Here is a 21,234-nt window from a genome sequence, read left to right as displayed (position 1 = left end):
CTATCCGCGCGAAGGCTCCTTTTCTTTTTGCTGGAAAATCGCGGCGACCATGCCCGTGACGCACATCCTGCATGTGCTGGTCAATCGGGCACGCGCGCAAAAAAAGCACGGGCGCGGCACGCCGAGCAAGGCAAGTGCCACGCCGAGTTTTGTCAGTGATGGGAGAAGGCGACGATCGCGGGGAGGCGGGAGCTCCCTCCCTCTCCGAAGCGCGCGCCGCGCGGAGAGGGAGGGCAGGCGAGGGGGAAGGTCACTTCGGCGGCTTCTGCGCGCAGAAACCGTCGATGCACTCGTCGACCGGGTTGCAGCAATCGGCCATCGTCGTGCAGGCGTTGCCGGTCTCCGAGCAGGAGCCGGGCGGCGGGGCCTCGCCGCAGACGTACGCGCCGGAGCTCTGATCCTTGACGCATTGACCGTCGCAGCAATCGGCGCCCGTCACGCAGCCCTCGCCCTTCTCCTTGCAGGGCTCCTTCGCCATGTACGCGTTCTCGGAGAGGCCATTGCCCTCCTGGCCGCGCATGTAGAAGGGCGGATGCGAGGGATCGGCGGCCGTCGGCGGGTCGTCGATCGCCGTCATCCAGAGCTGCTGCCGGTTCGTGTTGACCAGGGTGTTGCCGTAATCGCGGCGCGAGATGAAGACGAGCCAGTAGTAGCCGCCCGCGCGCTGCGGCGCGAAGACGGGGTTGAAGCTCTTGTTGTCGCTCGCCGCGATCGCGAGCTTCTTCAGCTCGGTGCCGTCGGGCTTGACGAGCCAGAGGTCGCCATTGCCCGTCGACCGCGAGCCCTGGGTGGGACGGCCGAACGCGATGTACTGGCTGTCGGAGGTGAAGCTCGGGTACGCCGGGCGGCCCTGCGCGCCGGCCTGCTGGACGATCTGCTTCACGTTGCTCACGGTGACGCCGTCGGCGGCGACGTCGCCCGTCGCGAGGTAACCGCTGTTCGCGTCGAAGATCCAGCCATTGCCGCCGAGGCCGCAGATGGCCGCGAGCTTCGCGCCGTCGGGCGACCACGCCGGCTCGCCGCAGCCATTGCCCATGGCGTTGTTGTTGAGCACCGCGCCGCCCGCGGCGTCGACGATGCGCAGGATGGAGCTGCCAGGGCTCGACGCCGCGTCGTTGCTGACGACGAGCTTGTCGCCCGTGTGGTTGAAGGCGCCGAACGTGCCGCCGATGGGCGAGGGCGGCTGGATCGGGCCGTACACGGCCGGCGTCTGCGTCAGATCGATGGTGATCTGCGGGAAGGGCACGTTGCTGTCGAGCGTGGCCATCATGGTCTTGCCGTCGCGGCTGACGGTATGACAGCCCCAGCAGCCGCCCGGGTTGAAGAACTCCTCGGGCGTGGCGGACTCGGGCTTGATCTTGAGGATGCGGCCGTTGCCGGCGCCGTTCAGGGGCAGCTCCCAGTAATACACGGCGCCGCGGACCTTGCCCTGCGCGATACGCCAGGTCTGGACCACGGGCTGGTAGGCGCCGCCGCCGGGCGCGAGGCGCGAGAGCTGCACCAGGACCGGGTCGCTCTGCGCGCCCGTGCCGGAGGAGCCGATGTATTCCCAGTCCTTCTGGTCCATCAGATACCGAGCCGGCGCGCCGGTCTGGAAATAGACCACGTATTCGAGGTGCTTCTCGGTGATCTTGAGGCGGTAGGTCTCGCCGCTCCCGACGTTGTTCCACTGCACCTCGGGCGCGAGGACGCCGAGCGGGAAGACGGTGTCGTGGTACGGATAAACGACGTTCATGCCCGGATCGGGGCCGACCGGGGTGTCGAAGGCCGCCTGCTGCGCGGGGTCGAGGTTCGCCGCGTTGACGGTCTTCTTGACGTTGACCGTGACGTTTGTGCTGACATCGGCCATGTTGAGCTTGGCCGTGAGGACCCCCGTGCCGCCGACGTTGCCGGTGGGCGTGAAGGTCGCGCCGGTCATGTCGCCGATGTCGGGGCGCTCGTAAACCCACGAGACGCTGCTCGTGACGTCCTGGCCGTCCTGGGTCTTCACGGTGAAGACCTGGTTCGGCTTGTTGAGGTCGACGACGCTCAGCGTCGGGTTCTGGGGCGTGATGACGAGCTGCTGGACGTTCGGCGTGCCCCCATTGCCGCCCGAGCCACAGTTGAACAGGCAGCCCCCTTCGCCGCCCTGTGCGCCCTGGCCGTTTCCGCCGCTGTTCGAGCCGCTCGAGTCGCCGGCGTCGCCGCCGGAGCCGCTGCTGCTGCTGCCGCCGCTGCTACAGCCGTAGGCGAACATCGCCACGCCGAGCGTGCTCACGAAACCAAGAAATGCGAAGCGTCTGCGCATGCCCTTCTCCGCTCTGGATCGCCGACCGTACGTGGCGGGCGAGTAGCGGAGAGGATATCACCCAGCGGAGGGGCTCTGCAGGCCGAACTGCTGCCTTTCCCACCGAAAAGGGAGGCGAGCCGGGTTTTGCGGGATGCTCGGGAAAAGGAAGGGCCGCGGCGAACGTCCGGCGGCGCGATCAGCCGCGGGCGGTCCTGCGGCGCAGGACGAGGGCCGCGCCGAGGAGCAGAGCGGACAGGCCTGCGAAGGACGAGGGCCGAGGCGCGCCTGCGACGCGGCAGCCGCAGCCGCCTTGCTTGGGCTCGACGGACGGGGGCGCCTCGGTGGGCGTCTCGCCCGTGGCGGCTGCGTCGTTCGTCTCCTCGGGGGCGGCGGGCTCGCTTCCGCCTTCGGTCTTCTCGGCCGAGGTGTCTTCGGCCTTCTTCTCCTCGGCGGGCTTCTTCTTCTTTTTCTCGCCGGCGAAGACGATGGCGCGACGGTCGACGATGGGGTTGTCGCCCTTGAGGATCAGCTTGATGGTCTGGCCCATCTGGGCGCCGTCGTTCTGGCGCGTGATCTTGAGCTGGTATTCGCCGGCCTCGAAGCCCTTGTCGCGGCGGATCACGAAGTCGAACTTCGTGATGTTGAAGACCTTGCCGCTCGCGTCGGAGAAGCCGACGTCCATGCTCTCGTTGATGCTCGGCTGGCCTTTCAGCGGGAGCTTCGTGAGGATCGGCCGCTCAGGGGACTGGTCGGTGAGCGAGCGCTCGTAGAGCACGACGGGGGTGAAGCTGAAGATCATCGGCACGTAGGCGATGTCCGGCTTCGACCCGTAGTTGATGGTGAAGTTCAGCTTCCACCGGCCGTTGACCTCCTCGGGCTCCTTCGTGGCCATGGTGACGGTGCCGGCGGCGAACGCGTGCGTCGGCGCGAAGAGCACGAACGCGAGCGCGAGGGCGGCGAAGAACGCCTGAAGGAGGGCTACGCGTCGCGGCGGGCCCTTGTGTGTCAGCGCTGATTTCATGGTGGGACAACCTATCAGATTGTGGTTCACGGGAACCAGAGGAGCTTGTCCTCGGCGCTCTGGTAACACTCGGCCTGGGCCTGCTCCTCGTTGTCGCCGCAGGAGCCGCCGAGGCAGCCGGCGATGTCGTGCAGCGTCCGGGCGTTGTACCGCGTCGTGAACATGGCCTGCTGCGCGGGCTCGAGGCGCTTCATGGCGGCCTTGCACTCGGTGAACTCGACCTTCTCGCAGCGCACGGCGCGGTTGCAGCGGGCGTCGATGACCTCGTCGACGCCGGCGCTGGTCATCGGCAGATCGACGAGGGCCTTCTCGTTGCACTCGGAGAGGAGCAGGGCGCGGTCGGCGGCGGCGGGATCACCGGACTGCTTGGCCTCCTCGACGCGCTCGAAGAAACACTTCGTCATCACGCGGATGTACGCGGCCGAGGCCGCGGGGAAGGCCGAGCGGCACTCCGTCATGCGGTCCCAGGCGCCGCCGGGGCCCTCGGACTTGGCGAGGGCGTCACACCACGCGGCCTGCGCGGCCGTGACGTCGGGGCGGTCCGGGTAGTTCGCGTTCCCGCCGCACGCAACAAAGGCGAAGCCGAGGGCGAAGAGGGCCGCGGCGCCGCGGGCGAAGCGCGGGCGATCCTTGGAAGAGGAAGAGGCGTCGTGCATGGAGCGACGGTACCACGCAGGGGCGGGGACGGACGAGTCCGTCTGTCATGGGGGAGGCGCAGGGACGGGGCGTTCGTCCCCGACGAAGGGGCGCGTGGAGGGGGAGCGCGCGCCTGGCCGCGCCATAACGGACGAAATCTTTGCGCTTGCGTTTCGCGCCCCCGTCTCGGAAGCTGGGAGGTGAACGTGGGCCGCCATGACGAATCCTCCAGAGAACAGCTCTGCGGCGCGAAGCATGGGCGGCCGTGACGTGAACGAGCCTCCAGATCCAGGCTTGTTGATGTTCGGGCGTGGCATGAGCCGCGCGACCCACGTGGGGGCCGCCGATCGGCTCGATCCGAGGCGCCGCGGCGCCGAGGAGCGGGCGCCCGATCTGGCGCGGGGCCCTCCGGTCGAGATCGCCGAGCGATAGCAGGCGAAGGCGGGCATTCGCGCGTTCGAGGCGCGTGTGCCGCGGCCTTCGCTCGTTCGTGATTTCAACCGACGAGGCGGCGATGAGGTTCTCGTACTTTCTCACGCGCCCCGAGCTCGTGCTTTTCGTGAAGCTCGGGCTCCTGGTGTCTTGCGTCGCGGGGCTGCGATCGCTCGCCGGTGTGCTCACCGGGGAGAGCGACCAAGACGAAAGCGGCGAATGATTCCTCTCGAGCGCGGCGCGCGCGTCGAGCCGCGCCGCGCCGCGTTCTCTTTCCATTCGAATGTCCAGACCACTGCACAGGAGGTCCATCCCATGTATCCCACCGCTCCGAACCTCGTGATCACGACCCAGGACGCCGAGCGCCTCCGCCTGGTCGTCGAATACCACCTCGAAGGCGTCACGCGCGCGGCGGCGGAGGCGCTCGACAGGGAGCTCGCGCGCGCCGAGCTCGTCGCCCCGCCGAGCGTGCCGCCCGACGTGGTGACGATGAACAGCCGGGTCGTCTACATGGACGAGATCACGCTGCGGCGCCGCGAGGTGATGATCACGTATCCGCGCGACGCGCATGTCGACCAAGGGCGGGTCTCCGTCCTCTCGCCGATTGGAACGGCGCTGCTCGGGCTCGCCGTGGGCCAGGCGATCGTGTGGCCGATGCCCATCGCCGGCCAGCGGCGGCTGCGCGTGCTCGCCGTCCCCTACCAGCCCGAGGCGGCGGGGAATTTTTACCTGTGATGCGAGCAGGCGGACAGGCCCTTTTTTATGCTTGCAAAACGTCGCCGGAGGCGATACAACCGCGTTGTACACGAAAACGTCCCTGGCAGCTTGGCACGTCGATCCTCTTCCGAAGACTGACGCTCGCTTGGAAGACTGGATGACGCAACGTGCGCTGCGGCGGACGATGTTCCCATGATGGGGCTTCGTACGTTTCAGTGCGCCCTCCGTTCGCCCCCTGAGGCTTCTTCGAACGGTCGGCGCCTGGCGTCCTCGCGGACGCTCGTCGAGAAGCCACGAAAGCAACATGGGAAATCGCCTTTACGTCGGAAACCTCTCGTTCAGCACCACCCAGGCCACGCTGGAGGCCGCGTTCGCCGCTGCCGGCGACATCCGCGAGGTGGCGATGCCCACCGACCGTGAGACGGGCCAGCCGCGCGGCTTCGCGTTCATCACGATGGGCAATGCGCAGGCGGCGAACAACGCCATCGCGCAGTTCAACGGGATGATGCTCGACGGGCGCTCGATCAAGGTGAACGAGGCGCAGGAGCGTCCCCAGCGCGGTGGCGGCGGTGGCGGCGGCTACGGCGGCGGCGGCGGCGGCGGTCGCGGCCGGTACTGATCGAGCAACAACAATCGGCGGCGCGGCTGCGGCGGCTCTCACGAGCGGCCGTGACGCGCCGCCATTGTGCTTTCTATCCCTCGAAAGCAGGGGATGAAACAATCACCGGGCCTCTGGTGACCCGCGTGCGAGGAGCGACGAATGGCGGTCGACAGTTGCGGAATCTGCGGCGGCGACGGCCGTATCACGAACTCCTTCGGGAACGAGACGCGATGCCCGAGTTGCCACGGGACGGGGCGGAGGTCCGACGAGGGCGGGCTGCGTGACGTGACGAAGACGAAACCTTCGCACTACCGCGGCACGAACAAGCCGGGCGCCCCACCCCCGAAGGCCCAGGGGCCTGTGACGTTCCAAGGCGTTCAGCTTGCGAACGATGTGCAGGCGAGCGCGCACGTCTCGAACGACACGAAGGCCAAGCTGATGCGCGAGATCGCGGACCACGAGGCCACGCACGGAAAATGCACCGAGACCTTCATCAAGAAGGTCAAGAAGCAGCTCCGCTCGATCGCGCCGATCGCGCGGTGAGCGGCCGCTCGTATCGCGAGGCGCGTGCTCGCTCGTGACCGCGAGCAAAGGAGGACGATGAATTACCGCAAGAACCTCGAGCGCACAGAGCGGCGGAACCAGCGTTTGGCCCGGGAGGACGCCGCCGGCAAGCTCACCTCGCGCGCGCCGGACCTGATGGATCTCCAGATCGAGATCGACGAGACGCCTCGGGGCAACAAGGTGGGCGGCACGCGTTACATCCGACGCGTCGTCCTCGCCCAGGCGCCGGCCCTCTTCGAGGTGCCGTGCTCCGAGCCGAAATGTGAAGAAGGCGGATACGACATGACGCGCGAGATCCTCTACGCCCTCGCGTCGCGCCGGACCCTCTTCGAAGGCCAGCACGCGTGCGCGGGGCGGTGCAGCGCGGGCGAGTGCAACCGAGTCCTTCATTACGTGGCGACCGCGAAGTACCGGCAGGACCAGGACGCGTCGACGCCGCCGCTGCGCGCGGGCTGATGCGCGCGCCGGCCCGGACGGCGGTGCCGGCCCGAGGCGCAGGAGCCCGCGACGGGCGAAACGTGGCTGCGCGCGGGGGGAACGCGTGGACGTCGCGAAAAAAACGCGTTTCGCCGAAGCGGAGCGCTTGGCCTTCCGGAGGGACGCGCGCTCCGACCCGGCGGCGCCGCTGGACGGCCGGAAGGACGACCGTTGCGAGATCGCGGAGCGCGTGTCCTTCGGGGGTAGGATATGGATCTGGCCGGTGCGGAGCGCGCGTCCCTCCGGAGGGATGTACGCTCCGACATTTCGGCGCGCGTGTCCTTCACGAGGGTCGCAGGCTCCGACCGGGCGGAGCGCTCGTTCCTCCGGGTGGGGCGACGGCTCCGAAATGCAGGAGCCAGAAATCTGGCGAGGGACGCACGTTGCGAGCGCGCGTTGCGCCTGAAACGCAGGCGTTTTTACCGGAAGAGCTTCGAGACGAGCGTCGCGCGCGTGGCGACGGTGCGGGCTTCCGTGACGAGCAGGCGCTCCTCGGCGAGGCGTAGACCTTCGGGGGAGCCGCGGTAGAGGAAGACGCGTGACTCGCCGATCTGCACGCAGTCCTCGAAGCCGTCGCCGTCGATGTCGCCCGGGCAGCCGGCCGCGCGGGCGAAGAAGTTCGTGTTCGCGGCGTCGATGTATTGCTGGTTGATGGGGACGGCGAAGTCGAGGCCCCCGACCTCTTGCTCGGCGCGCGCGGGGCCGCCGAAGAAGCCGCCGATGCCGCGGATGGTGTTGAGCTCCAGCGGCCCGGTGCCGTCGTCGACGAGCTCATAGGAGCCGATGACGTCGGTGTGGCCGTCGCCGTTCACGTCGGCGCCCACGCCCTCGGAGGGCTTCCCGTACACCGGGCTCGACGCTTTCCAGGAGACGAGGCCGCGGAGGTTGCCGAAGAAGCCGGCCGCGTCCCCGCGGAGCCACGAATACCAGACGCGGATGGGCTCGTCGTTGTCGTTCGGGCCGGGGAGGAGGAAGCCATTTGGCCAGTTGAACCCGACGAGGTCGCCGGTGCCGTCGGCGTCGAAATCGAAGCTCAGGCCGCCGAGGCGCCCGAAGTCATTGCCGAAGGTGAGGTCGCCGGGCATCAGGGGGCCCTCGGTCGCGAGGCCCGAGGGGCCGCCGAGGTGGAGGTTGACGGCGAGCTCGTCGGTGTTCGGGTTTTGCCAGGCGATGAGCACGTCGTCGTAGCCGTCGTTTTGCAGATCGCCGACGGGGACGGCGCCGAGGATCTGCCGGCCCCCGCCGTCGTTGGCGAGCTCGAGGTCCGGCTTGCCGTTCGGGCCGCCCGCGGCGCCGTAATGCACGGCGAGGTGCGTGAAGAACCGGATGACGAGCACGTCGGCGAAGCCGTCGCCATTGAGATCACCGGCCGGATAGCCGCGCGGGCCGAGCCGCTCCTCCGTGGGCGGGGTCGACTCTTCGAGGACGACGGCCTCGGGATCGGTGGGCCCGTTCGGGCCGCCGCGATACAGAAAGACCTGCGATTGTTTCGTGAGCAGGTCCTTGCCGACGAGCAGGTCGGAGTAACCGTCGGCGTCGACGTCGCCCGCGTGGGAGACCCAGGTGAGGGGCGCGTAACTCGCGCCGGGCGCGCGCCGGTAATGGCCCTCGTCGAAGCGGATGCCCGTCTCGCCGCCCGGGTAGAAGGCGACCCAGTTCGAATCACGGGAGGTGTCCAGCGTGACGAGGTCGGCGAAGCCGTCGCCGTTCCAGTCGACGTCACGCGAGGGATTGGGCGCGCGTTTCACCTTCGGCGTGCCGAGGGATTCGCTCCAGCCGACGGGCACCACGACGCCCGGACCTTCGGGCTCGCCGCCGCACCCGCCGAGGAGGACCGCCGCGACGAGGAGCCGCGCCGCGCCGCGCGCCCCCTTGCCATTTTTCGTTTCCTGCGCTCGCTGCTTTCTCATAGAGTGGGCCATCATGACGCGAAACCAATCTCCATTGCAACACAAGAGAACGGCCGTCCTGCTCGCGTTCGCCCTGCTCGCGGGCCTCACCTCGCTCTCGTCCTCCTGCAAGCGGCACGGCCTCGGCGAGCAGTGCGTGTTCGGCTGCGAAGTGCAGGTCGTCGAGACGGCGGACGGCACGATCAACGTCTGTCACCCTACCCGCGAGGACTGCGAGGAGCCGTACTTCTGCTCATTGGAGACGAACCACTGTGAGAAGCCGACGCCGCGCGGGGAGCCCTGCGGCGAGCAGTGCGAGACCGGCCTCGTCTGTCGCTTCGACGGGATCTGCGAGGAGCTCGGGCGGGAGGACAAGCCCTGCCAGACGGTGAGGGATTGTATCGACGGCCTGCTCTGCAATTACGGCGCGGCGCCGGACGATCCCGAGCGGCTCGGGCGCTGCAAGCCGCTCCAGGGCGAGAATGGGCCCTGCTTCTGGGAGAACGCGTCGAAGGAGGGCACGGACGAGACGTTTGGCTCCGACGGCTGCAAAGGTGATCTCGTCTGCGAGCCGCTCGCCCGCGTGACGCCGGAGGAAGTGCCGGAGGGGACGACGATCTGCAGCGGCATCAACCCGTGCGGGCACCCCGGCGTCTGCAAGCGCGCGGGCCTCGCCCCGGCAGGCGCGCTCTGCGTCGAGGACCGCGCCTGCTCCACGGGGCAATGTTACAGCTCGACGTTCCCCACGGGAAAGCGGGACGACCCTCGTTTCTTGTGCCTCAACGGCAACGACGACTGTTACGCCGGCGCCTGGCCGGGGACGTGCGTCACGAAGGACGACGGCCTCGTCCACGACGCCTGCGATCCCGAGCAGCCGAACGCGAAGACCTGCGCCGCGCCGCTCGTCTGCACGAAGCAATGGGGCTGCGTGACGCCGCATTCGGTCGGGGTGGACATGCCCTGCTCGATCAATTCGAACATCGGGCCGGAGCCGATCGTGTGTGGCCTCGGGCTCGAATGTATCAACCAGGAGGGATCCTGGCGCTGTCTCTGAAACGGTCACACCGCGAGACGGACGAGACGGAGTCAACCTGTACCTCCCGGCCGGGCTCGACAAGGCGCCGAAGAAGACCCCCGTCATCGTGAGCGGCCGCGTCGCAGGTCGGTTGGGACCCACCGGTATTTCCTCACGTCGCAGGGCTACGTCGTCGTGGAGCCGAACGTCCGCGGCTTGTCCGGCTTCGGGCGGGCGTACGAGATGGCCGACAAAGAACCGCCCGCGCGGAGGGACCGGTGAAGGGTAACAGGCGCCCCTTGACGGGGCCTGGCTTCACGCGCAGCATCCGCAGCGGACGCGTGTTTGCCGCGTAGGATACACCCATGCTCATCGAGTTCAGCGTCGAGAACTTTCTGTCTTTCAACGAGCGCGTGACGCTCAGCCTGGTCGCCGCGCCCGAGGTAGACGCAACAGATGGGCTGATCGAGAACACGTTCGAGGCGCCTGGCGGGATTCGGCTCCTGAAGAGTACGCTGATCTATGGAGCCAACGCGAGCGGGAAGTCGAACTTCATCAAGGCAGTCAAATTTGTCCGGTGGCTGGTCCTCGACTCGGCGAAGGATACCCAGGCTGGCGAACCCATCAAGGTCACTCCGTTCCGGCTCGACCCGGTCGCTGCGGAACGGGAAAGTTCATTCGAATTGATCTGGATGTTGAATGGTTCTCGTTACCGATATAGCGTCTCGGTACGCAGCGCTGGTGTCGCGGAGGAACACCTGTTCCGTGCTCCTGCGGGTGTAGATCTCGAGGTGGCGTTGTTCCGACGCGATGCGTCCGGCATCGACGTTGGCGATGAGTTTCCCGAAGGGCGGGACGTCGTGACGAAAACTCGCGCCAATGCGCTGTTTCTGTCCGTGGTCGCGCAGTTCAACGGCAGCGAGTCGCAAAAAATCATTGCTTGGTTTCGTGAGCAGCTCGGGATCGCCTCCGGGCTCGAGGATGAGAGGCTTCTGGGCTTCACCATGCACCAGCTCCGGGAAGGCGCGTGGACCCAGGAGATTCTTCGCCTGGCGCGCGAGGCCGATCTTGGAATCGTAGGCATCTCTGCGCCCGAGATAGGACCAGAGATGTTGCCCGGCAACCTACGCGAAGAGTTGAGAAACCTGATCCTCTCCAAAGAGTACGGCACCCTCGTCGTTCGACGGAAGATGTTCGACTCGGTCGGACGGCCTACGGGCGAGGTGGAGTTCAAATGGGGTGACGAGTCCGCGGGCACGCAAAAATTCATCGCTCTTGCTGGCCCCTTGCTCGATGTCCTCAAGAGCGCAACCACGTTGCTCCTCGACGAACTCGATGCCCGCCTCCACCCTCGCCTGTGCCGCGCGATCGTGAGGTTGTTCCATGAGGAGTCAAACCCGAACAACGCGCAACTCGTCGCGGCTACCCACGACACGAATCTGCTCGATCGACAGCTACTTCGGCGTGATCAGATTTGGTTCACCGAGAAAGATGCTCGCGGCGCCACGAAGCTCTACTCCCTTGCCGAGTTCGACCTGCCGGCCGAGGCGCGTTACGAGCGCGATTACCTGCTCGGCAAGTACGGCGCCGTGCCCATCATCGGCGAGCTCGTCAACCCGGAGGACGTGAAGTGACCCGCGACGGCACAAGGGGCGGCGTCCGCCCGCGTATCGTCGGAGGACGCAAGCCACTCGCATCCTTCTTCATCGTGTGTGAAGGAACGAAGACGGAGCCACAGTACTTCGAGGGCTTCCGGCTCCCTTCCATATCGGTCAAGGTCGTGGGGACCGGCAGGAACACGCGGAGCCTGGTCGAGGAAGCCATCCGGCGCAGGGAGGAGGGATACGACCATTATTGGTGCGTGTTCGATCGGGACTCGTTTCCCGCGCAAAATTTCAATACTGCGCTGGAGAAGGCGAGGCGCGCAGGCTTCCAGGTCGCCTACTCGAACGAAGCGTTCGAGATCTGGTATCTGCTACACTTCGAGTACTATACCTCGGCGACCTCTCGCGACCTCTATGCCGATAAACTGAGCCAGCGTCTCGGTCGACCGTACAAGAAGAACGACGAGACGATCTTCATGTCGTTGCGGGACCGGTTGCCGGACGCGATCAAGAATGCTCGGAACTTGCTCACCAGTTACGGGGCGAACCACAACCCCGAGAAAGATAACCCTTGCACGACCGTCCATCTGCTGGTCGAGCAGTTGATGGCTGCGAAGGGTGCGCCAACGCCACCGTAGAACATCGTTCGGTTTGCAACCGCTCGATGCTCTTGACGCCGCCACCGAGCCACTTCGCGCTCACGGGCTCGAGCAGACCGCCTTGTCGCCCCGTTGCCCCGCCTCCCGCACGATGGCTTCTCCAGACGGGAATCGCACGATCAGCGTCCGATCGTTTTTCGGCCATCGGACCTCGAGGCCCTCCAGGCAGGCGCGGCCCGCGGAGGTGGTGACGAGGGCCGTGGCGTCGAGGCCGGTTTCGTCCTGATCCGGGTGGGGCGGGTCGAACCGCAGGTCCACGAGGACGTCGGCGAGCAGGCGGTAGGCGTCGGGGTCGGGGCGGCAGGCGGCGGAGGGGTCGAGGCGCGTGAGGCTGCCGGCCGGGCGGAGCGGGCCGACGGTGGCGCGGAGGAGGTCGAGGTCGGCGAGGAGGATGTCGCCGGAGCTGCCAGAGACGAGGCTCAAGGCAACCCGCGCGGGGCCTTTGCCGAGGCGGCGGGCAAGGCCGAGGCGCTGGCGCTTGACGTCGGGGATGTAGCCAGGTTTGGCGAAGGGGCGAAGGAGGCCGCCGCGGAGGAGGGAGAGCTCGGAGGAGGCGAGCGTGAGGAGGTCGCCGCGGTCGAGGTCGACAGCGACCCTGAAGTCGCCGCCGTGCTCGAAGGGGAGGGCGGAAGGGCTCGAAAGGCCACGCGGGAGGCCGAGGTCGAGGCGACGGTCGTTGGCGCGGAGGAAGAAGCCGACAGGCGAGGGGCCCTCCGCGAGCAGGACAGGGACGAGGGCGTCCCGGGCCGGGGGGAGGACGAAGCCAGGGGCCTTGACGGTGACCACGCGCAGGGGGCGCGTGTCGAAGGGGAGGCCGACGTCGGCCGTCAAGGTGTCGCCGCGCATGCCGCCGACGGCAGAGCCGAGGTCGTGGCGGATCGTGCTCGGGTTGAGGAGGAAGGTGCCCTGCTTGGGCGTGTCCTTCGGGGCGGGAGGGCCGGCGAGCCGGCAGCGGAGGGGGAGCGCGCCGAGGCGCTCGACGGGCGGAGCGGGCGCCGAGGGGACGTCGGGGGGCGGAGGTTTGGGGGCCGCGGGCGCGGGGCCCCCCCAGCCGAGGCGGACGACGCTGTTTCCGAGGGCGCAGCCGAGCTCGGAGCAGCCCTGGATGGAGCTCGCGTCGTAGGGAGCGCGGAGCTCGACGACGGGCGGGGGCGGGGCGACGGGGCGGAAGGTGCGGCCGCCGTCGATGGTCTCGTGATAGGTGTCGAGGTCGTCGACGCTGGCGCGAGCGAGGGCGAAGGGGCCGCCGCGAACCACCTCGACGACGCCGGGCGGGAGGGGGTGGACCTCGACGCGGCCGTCGAGGCGGATGTGGACGCCGGCGAAGCGTCCGCCGAGGCGCGTGGAGACGGGGAGGAGGCGCTCGGAGCGGCCCTGGGGGATGGACTCGGGATCTTCGGCGTCCTCGCCCTCGGGGGGCAGGGCGATCCAGCCGTGGAGGGAGCCGTCCTTGTCGTCGAGCCAGAAGTCGCGGTCGATCGAGCGGTAGGGGAGGTCCTCCTGGGGCGTGAGCAGGGCCGGGAAGAGGGCGCCGCCGAGGGCGGGATCGTCGGGGTCGACGTGGACGACGCGGACGCCCTCGGGAGGGGGAGCGGCTTTCTCGGGCTTCGGCCGGAGGACGAGGGCCGTGACGGTGCCGCCGTCGCCGGGGAGGAAGCGGTAGAGGTGGGCCGCGTCTTCGCCGCGCAGGCGTCGCTCGGTCCAGGCGCCGTCGGCGCCGCGGACGCAGACGTAGGCGTCGTCGGTGGGGGTCGGATCCAGGGGCTCGGGCGGGTCCTGGGGCTCGGGCGGGGGCTCGCTGGGGCCGAAGAGCCGGTTTTGTCCCTCCATCTCGACGGGCGGGGCGCCCCGGAAGTCGGCGGCCGTGGGCACGAGGGCGCCACATCGACCCAGGAAGGCGAAACGCTCGCGGAGGCCGGCGACGAAGGTCCCGGGCTCGGGGAAGGTGGCTTCGAGGCGCGGCGCGGAGGGGTCGCCCGCGAGGGCGAGGACATGCGCGCCGTGGGGGTGGGTGCAGGCGAAGAGGAGGCCTTCGCCGCGGGCGATGGGCTGGCAACGGGCGTAAGGCTCGGCGACGGTGGACCAGGGGGCGTCGCCGAGGGGGCGGCCCGTGGCGAGGGAGAGGACGCGGGCGGAGCGATCCCGGGCGCCGACGATGGCGCGGCCCCCGGGGAGGCGGGCCCCGGCGAAGACGGCGGTCGCGAGCTCGAAAGGGGCGAGGGTGCGGCTCGCGAGGGCCGGGTCCTCCGGGGGGGTGGGCATCGACGCCCAGCCGAGGTCGCTCGGAGGGTCGGCGACGACGGGGACGAGCCCCTTCCCAGGGTCGAGGGCGAGCGTGGGCTGCATGTGGCCCTGGCCGGTGAGCAGGAGGAGCCTGCCAGCCGGGCCCTCCATGAAGCCGGAGAGGCGCGTGCCGCGCTCGGCGGTGAGGTCGCGGAAGGTCTTGCCGCCGTCGAGGGTGATCTCGGCGCGGCCGAAGGCGTCGATGCGGGCGCCGTGTTTGCCGTCGAGGGACATGGCCTCGGCGAAACGCGCGAGCTCGGTGCGGCGGAGGGCCGGGGCGGGGCCGCGGAGGTCGAGCTCGAGCAGGCCGAGGGGGGTGCGCAGGACGAGGGTGTCGAGCCAGGGGCGCGCGCCGCCTTCGGCCGCGACCTCGGCGAGGGGGCGAAGCGGGCCGAGGAAGGTGGCGCCGTGGTAGGTGCGCGTATTCGACCAGAAGACGAAGCCGCCGCCGAGGCGCGCGGGCAAGGAGCGGAAGCCGACGAGGTGCTCGGGGCCAGGCGCCTCGGCGAGGACGAGGCCGCCGTTGAGCAGGAAGCGGGTGCCGTCGGCGAGGGCAGGCTCGGGGCGCGGCAGGTCGGCGGGGCGGCCGGCCTGGTCGAAGACGACGCCGACGCCGTCGGCGAGCACGTACCGAGCCGGGCCGAGGAGCGCCTCGGGTCCGGCGGGCGCGGGGAGTTTCGGCGCGGGGGCTGCGGTGGAGGCGCCCTGGTGCGCGGGCTTCGCGCCGCCGCAGGCGGTGAAGGAGGCGGCGAGCAGGGCGAGGGGCGCGGCCCGGGGGAAGGCGCGTTTTCTCATCGGACGATGCCTTCGCAGGTGAGCGGCTGCCGGACCTCGGCGCCGAAGCCGAGGACGACGAGCGTGCCCTTGCCGGGGCCCTTGCCGTCGAAGCGGGCGACGAGCTTGCGGACCGTGCCCGGCGGGTCGTAGGCGCCGAGCTCGGGCTCGTGGCGCTCGTCGCGGACGGCGATCTCCACGGCCTCGAGGCAGACGCGCGCCTCGGACCACCGCAACACGGCGAGCCCCGCGGAGCCACTCGCCGTGACGCCGAGGAGCGAGCCCTGCGCGAGGCCGATCGCGGTGTCGAAGGGCAGGACGACGCGGGCGTCGTCGGGCGCGGGCGCGCAGCGGGGATCCGAGGCGGCGAGCAGGCCTTCGAGGGACACGAGGCGCGTTTCGGCCCCGAGGGCGCCTCGATCCGGGTCGAGCGGGGCGAGCACGGCGTCACCGGCGGCGTCGACCGCGATGACGACGGGGCTCTGCCCGCGCAGGCCGGCGGCGAGGTCGTAGCGGTGGGCGCCGTTCGGCGGGTGGAGCGAGCCGAGCTCGCGCAAGACGCCGGCGGAGACGGGGCGGCCGGGGGTTTTGTCGCGGGTCTGTCGGGGCAGCTCGACCGTGGAGACAGCGCGCCGGATGCTCGCTCCATGCACGAGCAGGGCGCGGCTGCCGAGCACGACGCCCACCGTGGGCTCTTCGGTGCAGCCGCCGCCGATGGGCATCGTCAGGCCCGCGTCGTCGGTGAGCGGGGCGGCGCAGCGGCCGTACCCCGAGGTGGCCACCGCGCGCACCTTCGCGCCGTCGAGCACGTAACCGAGCCGGATCTCGTGCGGGTGGAACGGGGAGCTGCCGAGGCGCGAGAGCGGCACGGTGGCGCGCGTGATCGGCGCGGCGAGGTCGAGCAGGGGGACGAAGGCGATCTCGGCGTCGGCGGAGGTGGCGAGCTGCGGCGTGCCGCTCCAGGGGATGAGCATGCCGCCCGTGAAGCCGATGCGGCCGGGGGCCATGCGGGCGATCGGGGCCTGCGTGTAGCCGAGGCCAAACGACTCGGGGATACGCTTGCCCTCCCCCGGGCCGGCGAACCGGCAGGCGAGGCGCACGAGCGGCGGGTCCGGGATCGTGCGCTGGTAGCCGGGCGCCTGCCGGGCCGGGGTCGTGTCCTCGGCAGGGGCGTCGGGCCCCTCGTTCCAGCCGATCCGCAGGAACGTGCCGAACTGGCAGCCGACCTCGCTGCACGAGAGCGGCTCGGTGGAGCCGCCGCTCGGCGGGGGCGCGACGGGGCGGAAGGTGCGGCCGTAGTTGGTGGTCTCGAAGAGGCGGTTGGCCTCGGTGCGGGCGATCGCGAAGCGGCCCGAGGTCGTGACGCTGACCGTCTGCGCGGGCAAGGGGTGCTGCCGCGCGTGGCCCTCCGGGTCGATGGTGACGGCCGCGAGGTTCGACGGGCCGTGCGCCGAGGGCAACCAGCCCTCGATCGTGCCGTCGGGGGTGACGTGCAGCGCGCGGGTGAGAAGCACGGACGAGTCGGAGGTGTAGGTCGTGATGTCGAGCGGCGGCTCGTTGCGGGCCACGCGGACGACGCGGAGGGGGCCGCGTGTGGTGACGCGGGGCGCGCCGTGCAGGAACGTGCCCGGGATGGCCACGAGGGCCACGGCGGCGCCCTCGGCCCGGGGGATCCAGGCGACGACGTCGCTCGCGTCCGCGAGCGAGAGCCTGTGCTCGACCCAGGCGCCGGGGCCCGCGCGGACGCAGAAGACGGGGCTGCGCTGGTTCGAGGCGTTCGTGGGCGAGGCCGAGGCGACGACGTCGGCCGGCGAGCCGGGCGCGGGCCCCTCGCACGGGCCGAGGAAGCCGAGCGCCTCGCCGTCCGCGACGACGAAGCGATCCCAGCTCGGGGCGCCGGGCAGATCAAACGTGCGCTCCACGCGGCCGCCGCTCGCGAGGTCGAGCACCGTCGCGCGGTTGTCGGACTCGCAGACGAGCAGCGCGGCGTCCTTCACGCGGAGGGGCGCGCAGCTCTGCTCGGGCGTGGGCAAGACGAGCCGCGCGTTCGCCCGGCCCGTGCGCAGGTCGACGCGCGCGACCGTGCCATTTTCCGCGACCGCGATCACGTCACCTTCGAGCCAGCGCAGGCCCCGCGAGGTCGCCGCGTCGAGGGGCGTCATGCCCAGGTCGTCGGGCCAGTGGTCGTCGAGGTCGGGCGGCGGCCTGTGGCGCGCGGGGCCCTGCGGGGCGCGATCCGAGACGATGGCCCCACGCGCGTCGACGAGCCGGCTCTCCTCGCTGTGCAGGAGCACGTGGAGATCCTCGCCGCGGACCTCGACCAGCAGGGCCTCCGGCAGCTCGGCCGAGACGTCGCGGAAGGTCGCGCCGCCGTCGGTCGTCAGGCGCGCATGTCCGAACACTGTGAGCACGAGCGCGCGGCGGGCGTCGGCCGCGAGCCCGGTGGCGAACCCGGGCAGGTCGAGCTCGCGGGGCGCTCCTCCCCCCGGGGGCACGACGAACACGCCGGCCTCCGTGACGAGCCCCGTGCCGTCGAGCCAGTCGAACGAGCCTTGCACGGGCGCCGGCAGCTCGCCGAGGGGCCGGACCTCGCCGAGCCACGTGGCCGCGCCGAAGACCTCACGCTCTCGCCAGAGCACGTACCGCGAGGGCGCATCCGGCGCGGCGCTCCACGGCGGGGCGACCGTGGCTCCTTCGTAGTCGGACTTGTCCTCGACCGCCTCGACCACGTCGGCGCCACGCGTCTCGACACGGCGACCGCCGACGAGCCACCGATCGACCCCGGCCTCGGCGCGCTCGACCCAATCCGTGATCTCCTCCACGATCCAGCGCGGCGTACCCAGCGCCGAGGCCCGCGGCGTCGCCGTCGCCGCGCCGGCCGCTCCTCCCGCGGGAGGCGTGATCGACGCGGGGCGCGCCCCCCCGCAGCTCGCCGCGGCCACGAGGAGCGCGCAGGCCGATCCGAGGGCGGCGCGCCTCATCGCGACGGCTCCTCGGCCGGCTCGAGCTTGCAGGCGAGCTCCTGCCGCAGCCCACCCGAAAGCAGCGCCGCGCCGCGCCGCGCCGCGCCGGAGGCCTCCCAGCGCACGACCAGGTGGCCCTCGCTGCGCGTGCCGTCGTCGGGCCGCCGCTCGGCCGCCACGTCGATCGCCTCCACGCACACGCGGGACTCGCTCCAGCGCACGAGCGCCGCGCCCAGCCCGCGCAGCGTGACGCCCGGCAAGGCCCGCGTGTCGATCCCGAGCCACGACGAGGGCTCGATCGGCACGAGCGCGCGCCACCCCGAGGCCTTCTTGCAGCGGGGATCGTCGGCCGTCGTCGCGGTCGACCACGGCGCGAGCGGCGCGCGGGGCCTCGGGCTCTGCGTCTTCGGATCGAGCTCCGCGATCGCGACCACCCGCGGCGGGCTCCCGTCCCAGAGCAAGAGCCCGAGCGCCCCGTCGTCCCGCCGCCCGAGCGCCATCGGCCTGCGCGACCCGCCGTCGCGCTCCTGGCCGAGGAACACCGGCGGACGCATCGGCGCCTGCCCGTGCTCCTCGAGCGACATACGCCGCCGGATCTCGCCGAGCACGAGCGCGCGCTCCGGGCCGAGCAAGAGCCCGCTCGTCCCCGCGCCGTCGCTGATCGGGGCGTACCGCCGCGGCTCGAAGATCGGGAGCCTCGTCACGCGATCACGCGTGACCACGAGCTCGTGCTTGTCCATCACGAAGAGCAACCCGAGGTCCCCCTTCGGCGCGAGCAGCGGCGTCACCGCCACGCGCCGCGCCTCCTCGAGGTCCGCGCCCGTCGCGTCGATCCGCACGGGTGATCCGCTCGGATCGAAGGGCGCCCGCATCACGAGCGAGTGCGTCCGCAAGGCCGGCCCGCTCGCCTTCCGCGGCGGCGCCTTCCCCGCCGCCTGCGCCTTCCCGTCGCCCGGCGGCGCGCTCGCCGCGAGCGCGGCTTGCACGATGGCCCGAAGCTGGCTCTTCGGGATCTGCGCGAGCACGTCCGGCGGCACGTACTGCAGGAGGTCCGCGGGCAGCGCCGCTTGCCCCCGCTGCTCCCCGGCCACGTTCTCCACCTCGCGGACGAGCGTGATCACGTCGCCGAGCCCGGTTTGCCACGACGACCTGCTCCGCTCCGGCACGAGCGCGGCCTCCGCGACGAGCTCCGGTTTGCCGCTCGGCGCGCAGGCGAGGCGCACCGGCGCCTTGATCTCCGGCTCCTCGAAGGGTTTGACCGGGTACACCACGGGCTCCACGCGCGGGGCGCCCCAGCCGAGGCGCGTCACCTGCCCGATCACGCACCCGAGCGGCGAGCAGGACCCGCCGAAGCTCGCCGGGGGCACGGGCGAGCGCCCCGCCGCGTGATGGCTCCGCCCGTGATCGAGCGTCTCGAAGAGCTCGCCGTCCCGCGTGAGCGACAGGCCGAAATCACCCGTCACGATCATGCCGAGCACCCGCGGCGGCGGGGGGTACGCCGTCACGTGGCCGCGTGGATCCACGACGACCCCCGCGAACACGCCGCCCACCTCGCCCCCGCTCGTCGACGCCACCCAGCCCTCGATCGAGCCGTCCTCGCGCACCTGGAAGCGCCGGTCCACGAGCGGCCCGAGTGGCCCCCGCGCGCCGCCCGCGTACATGCCGTACGGGTTCCACGAGGGGCGCGAGAACACGAGGCCCCCCACATCCAGCGGGACCCGCACGATCCGCACGCCGCCTTGCTCCGAGACGCGTGGCTCGTCGTCCTTCGGCGCGGGCAAACCATCGTCGTTCCCGTCGACGACGAGCGCCACCGCCGTCCCGTCGCGCCGCGGGATCCAGCCGTAGATCTCCCGCCCCTCGGGCAGCTCGATCACGCGCTCGACCCAGTCGTTTGGCCCTCGCCGCACGCAGATCCGAGGCGCTGGCCGGATCTCGCTCGTGTCCAGGCGCGGCGGGTCGTTCACGTCGAAGAACCTCGGCGTGAGCGCGCAGGACCCGACGAAGCCGAGCGCGCCTGCGTCGTCGGTCACGAAATACCCGTCGTCGCTGAACGCCCGCTCGACCACGGGCGGGAAGGCCCCGTCGCGAAGCGAGAGCACGTACGAGGCCGAGTCCTGGTACGTCTCCCAGCCGCAGACCACGAGCGGCGCCTCGGGCCCCGGGACCGCCGAGCACAGCAGCCCCGGCTGCGGGAAATCCGTCATCGCGCGGGTGATCGTGGCCGTCGCGAGGTCCACCTCGGCGAGGGCCGTCGGCGCCAGCGCGAGCGCCCGCCCCGCCGCGACCCTCGCCCCGGCGAGCACCGCCGCCTGGATCGGCGGCGTGTCCCGCCATATCCACCACGCGTTCCGATCGTCCGCGCGGGATCCGGGCAGGATCGGCTCGAAGTTGCGCCCGTGCGACGAGCCGTGTTGCGCCCCGTCCATCGCCCCGAACCGCCCGTCCGCGCCGAGCGGCAGTCGCCCTCGCCACGTCTCCACGGCGAGCGCGTCCGGCTGGACGAGCACCGTCTTGCTCCCGAGGCCCGCGACGCCGGCCGCGTCGTTCCACGTCGCCCCGCCGTCCCCCGTCGAGGCCAGCCTGCCGAGGGCGTCCACGCGTAACCCGAGCTTCGGGCCGAGCGCCACGAGATCCGCGAGCCCCGCCTCGCTCGCCGGCTCGAGCGTATCGCTCCCCTTCCGCAGCGCCGCCGCGCCCGCCTCGCCGAACACCATCACTGCGTCGAGCCCGCTCCGCGCGCCCCGCACGACCGCTCCGGCCCCGAGCAACCCGCCGTGCGCGACCGGCCGGAGCGGCCCCGTGAACGTGTCCGACCGGAAGACCCGGTTGCGGCTCCAGTGTACGAACCCGCCGCCGAGGTGCGCCGCGACCGCGAGCGACCCGACCAGCGGATCGCCGCGCAGCGCGAGGTCGACGTCCCAGGCCACGGCGAGCACCTCGCCCGTCTCCGGCGTCAGCTCGAACCGCGCGCCGGCCGAGATCAGCCGATCCCGGCCTTGCTCGTGCGAGACCCAGAACGCGTCGTCGACCGCCGTGTGGAACAGCCGCGCTCCGCCTTCGAGCGGCGCGTCGAGCCTTGGGGACGGCGCGGGCGGCGGGTGGCTCGGGGCGCGCGTGGGCTCGGGCGCGGCGCGCGTGCAGGCTCCGAGGGCGAGGGCCGCGGCGAGGAGAGACGTTCGGTCGAGTCGACCCAGCATCGGGGGATCGCGCCGACGGTAGCGAAAGCGGCGCCTCCTTCCCAGGGCTTTTTGTCTCCTCGCGCCTCGCCCGAGCGGCGCGCGCGCCTGCGAATACGTTCGTTTCTCCCGGGCCTCGCCGCCCTCGAAA

At 70.9% G+C, this 21,234-nt stretch carries 16 protein-coding genes; 9 read left to right on the top strand and 7 right to left on the bottom strand.

Annotated elements, in window-relative coordinates; genetic code table 11:
- Positions 1–250: 250 nt before the first annotated feature.
- The 3 genes from GF068_RS24635 to GF068_RS24625 form a co-directional block, all read right to left on the bottom strand.
- Positions 251–2,287 (bottom strand): TolB family protein, encoded by a 2,037-nt coding sequence (locus GF068_RS24635; protein ID WP_153821910.1) that lies wholly within the window; start codon positions 2,285–2,287, stop codon positions 251–253.
- A gap of 178 nt (positions 2,288–2,465) precedes the next feature.
- Complete coding sequence (locus tag GF068_RS24630; protein ID WP_153821909.1) at positions 2,466–3,290, bottom strand: MYXO-CTERM sorting domain-containing protein; 825 nt, start codon at positions 3,288–3,290, stop codon at positions 2,466–2,468.
- A 26-nt stretch (positions 3,291–3,316) separates the two neighbouring features.
- On the bottom strand, positions 3,317–3,946 hold the full coding sequence (locus tag GF068_RS24625) for a hypothetical protein (protein WP_153821908.1): 630 nt from the start codon (positions 3,944–3,946) through the stop codon (positions 3,317–3,319).
- Between the two features lie 196 nt (positions 3,947–4,142).
- Here GF068_RS24625 and GF068_RS24620 point away from each other — a divergent pair, with 196 nt between their 5' ends.
- The 6 genes from GF068_RS24620 to GF068_RS24595 all read left to right on the top strand — a co-directional run bounded on the left by GF068_RS24620 (position 4,143) and on the right by GF068_RS24595 (position 6,696).
- Positions 4,143–4,358, top strand: coding sequence for a hypothetical protein (locus tag GF068_RS24620; RefSeq protein ID WP_153821907.1), 216 nt, complete (start codon positions 4,143–4,145; stop codon positions 4,356–4,358).
- An 82-nt stretch (positions 4,359–4,440) separates the two neighbouring features.
- The gene (locus tag GF068_RS24615) at positions 4,441–4,581 is read left to right on the top strand and encodes a hypothetical protein (protein WP_153821906.1); all 141 of its coding nucleotides are present in this window, start codon (positions 4,441–4,443) and stop codon (positions 4,579–4,581) included.
- 92 nt (positions 4,582–4,673) lie between these two features.
- Complete coding sequence (gene rnk, locus GF068_RS24610) at positions 4,674–5,093, top strand: nucleoside diphosphate kinase regulator (protein WP_153821905.1); 420 nt, start codon at positions 4,674–4,676, stop codon at positions 5,091–5,093.
- A 286-nt stretch (positions 5,094–5,379) separates the two neighbouring features.
- On the top strand, positions 5,380–5,694 hold the full coding sequence (locus tag GF068_RS24605) for an RNA recognition motif domain-containing protein (protein ID WP_153821904.1): 315 nt from the start codon (positions 5,380–5,382) through the stop codon (positions 5,692–5,694).
- A gap of 141 nt (positions 5,695–5,835) precedes the next feature.
- Positions 5,836–6,219: a molecular chaperone DnaJ gene (locus GF068_RS24600; RefSeq protein ID WP_153821903.1), complete on the top strand. Its 384-nt coding sequence runs from the start codon at positions 5,836–5,838 to the stop codon at positions 6,217–6,219.
- A 57-nt stretch (positions 6,220–6,276) separates the two neighbouring features.
- Positions 6,277–6,696 carry a hypothetical protein gene (locus GF068_RS24595; protein ID WP_153821902.1) on the top strand — a complete coding sequence of 140 codons (420 nt, stop codon included), beginning with the start codon at positions 6,277–6,279 and terminating at the stop codon, positions 6,694–6,696.
- A 440-nt stretch (positions 6,697–7,136) separates the two neighbouring features.
- On the opposite strand, the gene GF068_RS24590 is transcribed toward GF068_RS24595, so the two are convergent.
- Positions 7,137–8,627 (bottom strand): FG-GAP repeat domain-containing protein, encoded by a 1,491-nt coding sequence (locus tag GF068_RS24590; RefSeq protein WP_170319649.1) that lies wholly within the window; start codon positions 8,625–8,627, stop codon positions 7,137–7,139.
- Positions 8,628–8,640: 13 nt separating this feature from the next.
- Here GF068_RS24590 and GF068_RS24585 point away from each other — a divergent pair, with 13 nt between their 5' ends.
- From GF068_RS24585 to GF068_RS24575, 3 genes are all read left to right on the top strand, one after another.
- Entirely contained in the window at positions 8,641–9,660 is a 1,020-nt protein-coding gene (locus GF068_RS24585) for a hypothetical protein (RefSeq protein WP_153821900.1), read from the top strand.
- A gap of 326 nt (positions 9,661–9,986) precedes the next feature.
- Positions 9,987–11,255: an AAA family ATPase gene (locus GF068_RS44345; protein WP_153821899.1), complete on the top strand. Its 1,269-nt coding sequence runs from the start codon at positions 9,987–9,989 to the stop codon at positions 11,253–11,255.
- Positions 11,252–11,863, top strand: a complete 612-nt coding sequence (locus GF068_RS24575) for an RloB domain-containing protein (RefSeq protein WP_206079537.1) — start codon at positions 11,252–11,254, stop codon at positions 11,861–11,863. Before GF068_RS44345 ends, GF068_RS24575 begins: the two co-directional genes overlap by 4 nt.
- Positions 11,864–11,923: 60 nt before the next feature.
- On the opposite strand, the gene GF068_RS24570 is transcribed toward GF068_RS24575, so the two are convergent.
- The 3 genes from GF068_RS24570 to GF068_RS24560 are packed head-to-tail and all read right to left on the bottom strand — an operon-like array spanning position 11,924 to position 21,104.
- A complete protein-coding gene (locus GF068_RS24570; RefSeq protein ID WP_153821897.1) occupies positions 11,924–14,962 on the bottom strand; it encodes a hypothetical protein in 3,039 nt (1,012 codons plus the stop codon).
- A complete protein-coding gene (locus GF068_RS24565; protein ID WP_153821896.1) occupies positions 14,959–17,922 on the bottom strand; it encodes a hypothetical protein in 2,964 nt (987 codons plus the stop codon). The genes GF068_RS24570 and GF068_RS24565 overlap by 4 nt, the downstream gene beginning before the upstream one ends.
- On the bottom strand, positions 17,919–21,104 hold the full coding sequence (locus tag GF068_RS24560) for a hypothetical protein (RefSeq protein WP_153821895.1): 3,186 nt from the start codon (positions 21,102–21,104) through the stop codon (positions 17,919–17,921). The genes GF068_RS24565 and GF068_RS24560 overlap by 4 nt, the downstream gene beginning before the upstream one ends.
- Positions 21,105–21,234: the final 130 nt, after the last annotated feature.

Source organism: Polyangium spumosum, from assembly GCF_009649845.1.
Classification (GTDB): domain Bacteria; phylum Myxococcota_A; class Polyangia; order Polyangiales; family Polyangiaceae; genus Polyangium; species Polyangium spumosum.
Note: the sequence above shows the minus strand (reverse complement) of the source record. Positions and strands in the feature narration are given on the sequence as shown.

Coding starts and splice junctions, on each gene's coding strand:
- GF068_RS24625 (WP_153821908.1), bottom strand. CDS start 3,946: ATGCACGACGCCTCTTCCTCTTCCAAGGATCGCCCGCGCTTCGCCCGC.
- GF068_RS24590 (WP_170319649.1), bottom strand. CDS start 8,627: ATGAGAAAGCAGCGAGCGCAGGAAACGAAAAATGGCAAGGGGGCGCGC.
- GF068_RS24585 (WP_153821900.1), top strand. CDS start 8,641: ATGACGCGAAACCAATCTCCATTGCAACACAAGAGAACGGCCGTCCTG.
- GF068_RS24570 (WP_153821897.1), bottom strand. CDS start 14,962: ATGAGAAAACGCGCCTTCCCCCGGGCCGCGCCCCTCGCCCTGCTCGCC.
- GF068_RS24620 (WP_153821907.1), top strand. CDS start 4,143: ATGACGAATCCTCCAGAGAACAGCTCTGCGGCGCGAAGCATGGGCGGC.
- GF068_RS24615 (WP_153821906.1), top strand. CDS start 4,441: ATGAGGTTCTCGTACTTTCTCACGCGCCCCGAGCTCGTGCTTTTCGTG.
- GF068_RS24600 (WP_153821903.1), top strand. CDS start 5,836: ATGGCGGTCGACAGTTGCGGAATCTGCGGCGGCGACGGCCGTATCACG.
- GF068_RS24565 (WP_153821896.1), bottom strand. CDS start 17,922: ATGAGGCGCGCCGCCCTCGGATCGGCCTGCGCGCTCCTCGTGGCCGCG.
- GF068_RS24560 (WP_153821895.1), bottom strand. CDS start 21,104: ATGCTGGGTCGACTCGACCGAACGTCTCTCCTCGCCGCGGCCCTCGCC.
- GF068_RS24595 (WP_153821902.1), top strand. CDS start 6,277: ATGAATTACCGCAAGAACCTCGAGCGCACAGAGCGGCGGAACCAGCGT.
- GF068_RS44345 (WP_153821899.1), top strand. CDS start 9,987: ATGCTCATCGAGTTCAGCGTCGAGAACTTTCTGTCTTTCAACGAGCGC.
- GF068_RS24635 (WP_153821910.1), bottom strand. CDS start 2,287: ATGCGCAGACGCTTCGCATTTCTTGGTTTCGTGAGCACGCTCGGCGTG.
- GF068_RS24630 (WP_153821909.1), bottom strand. CDS start 3,290: ATGAAATCAGCGCTGACACACAAGGGCCCGCCGCGACGCGTAGCCCTC.
- rnk (WP_153821905.1), top strand. CDS start 4,674: ATGTATCCCACCGCTCCGAACCTCGTGATCACGACCCAGGACGCCGAG.
- GF068_RS24605 (WP_153821904.1), top strand. CDS start 5,380: ATGGGAAATCGCCTTTACGTCGGAAACCTCTCGTTCAGCACCACCCAG.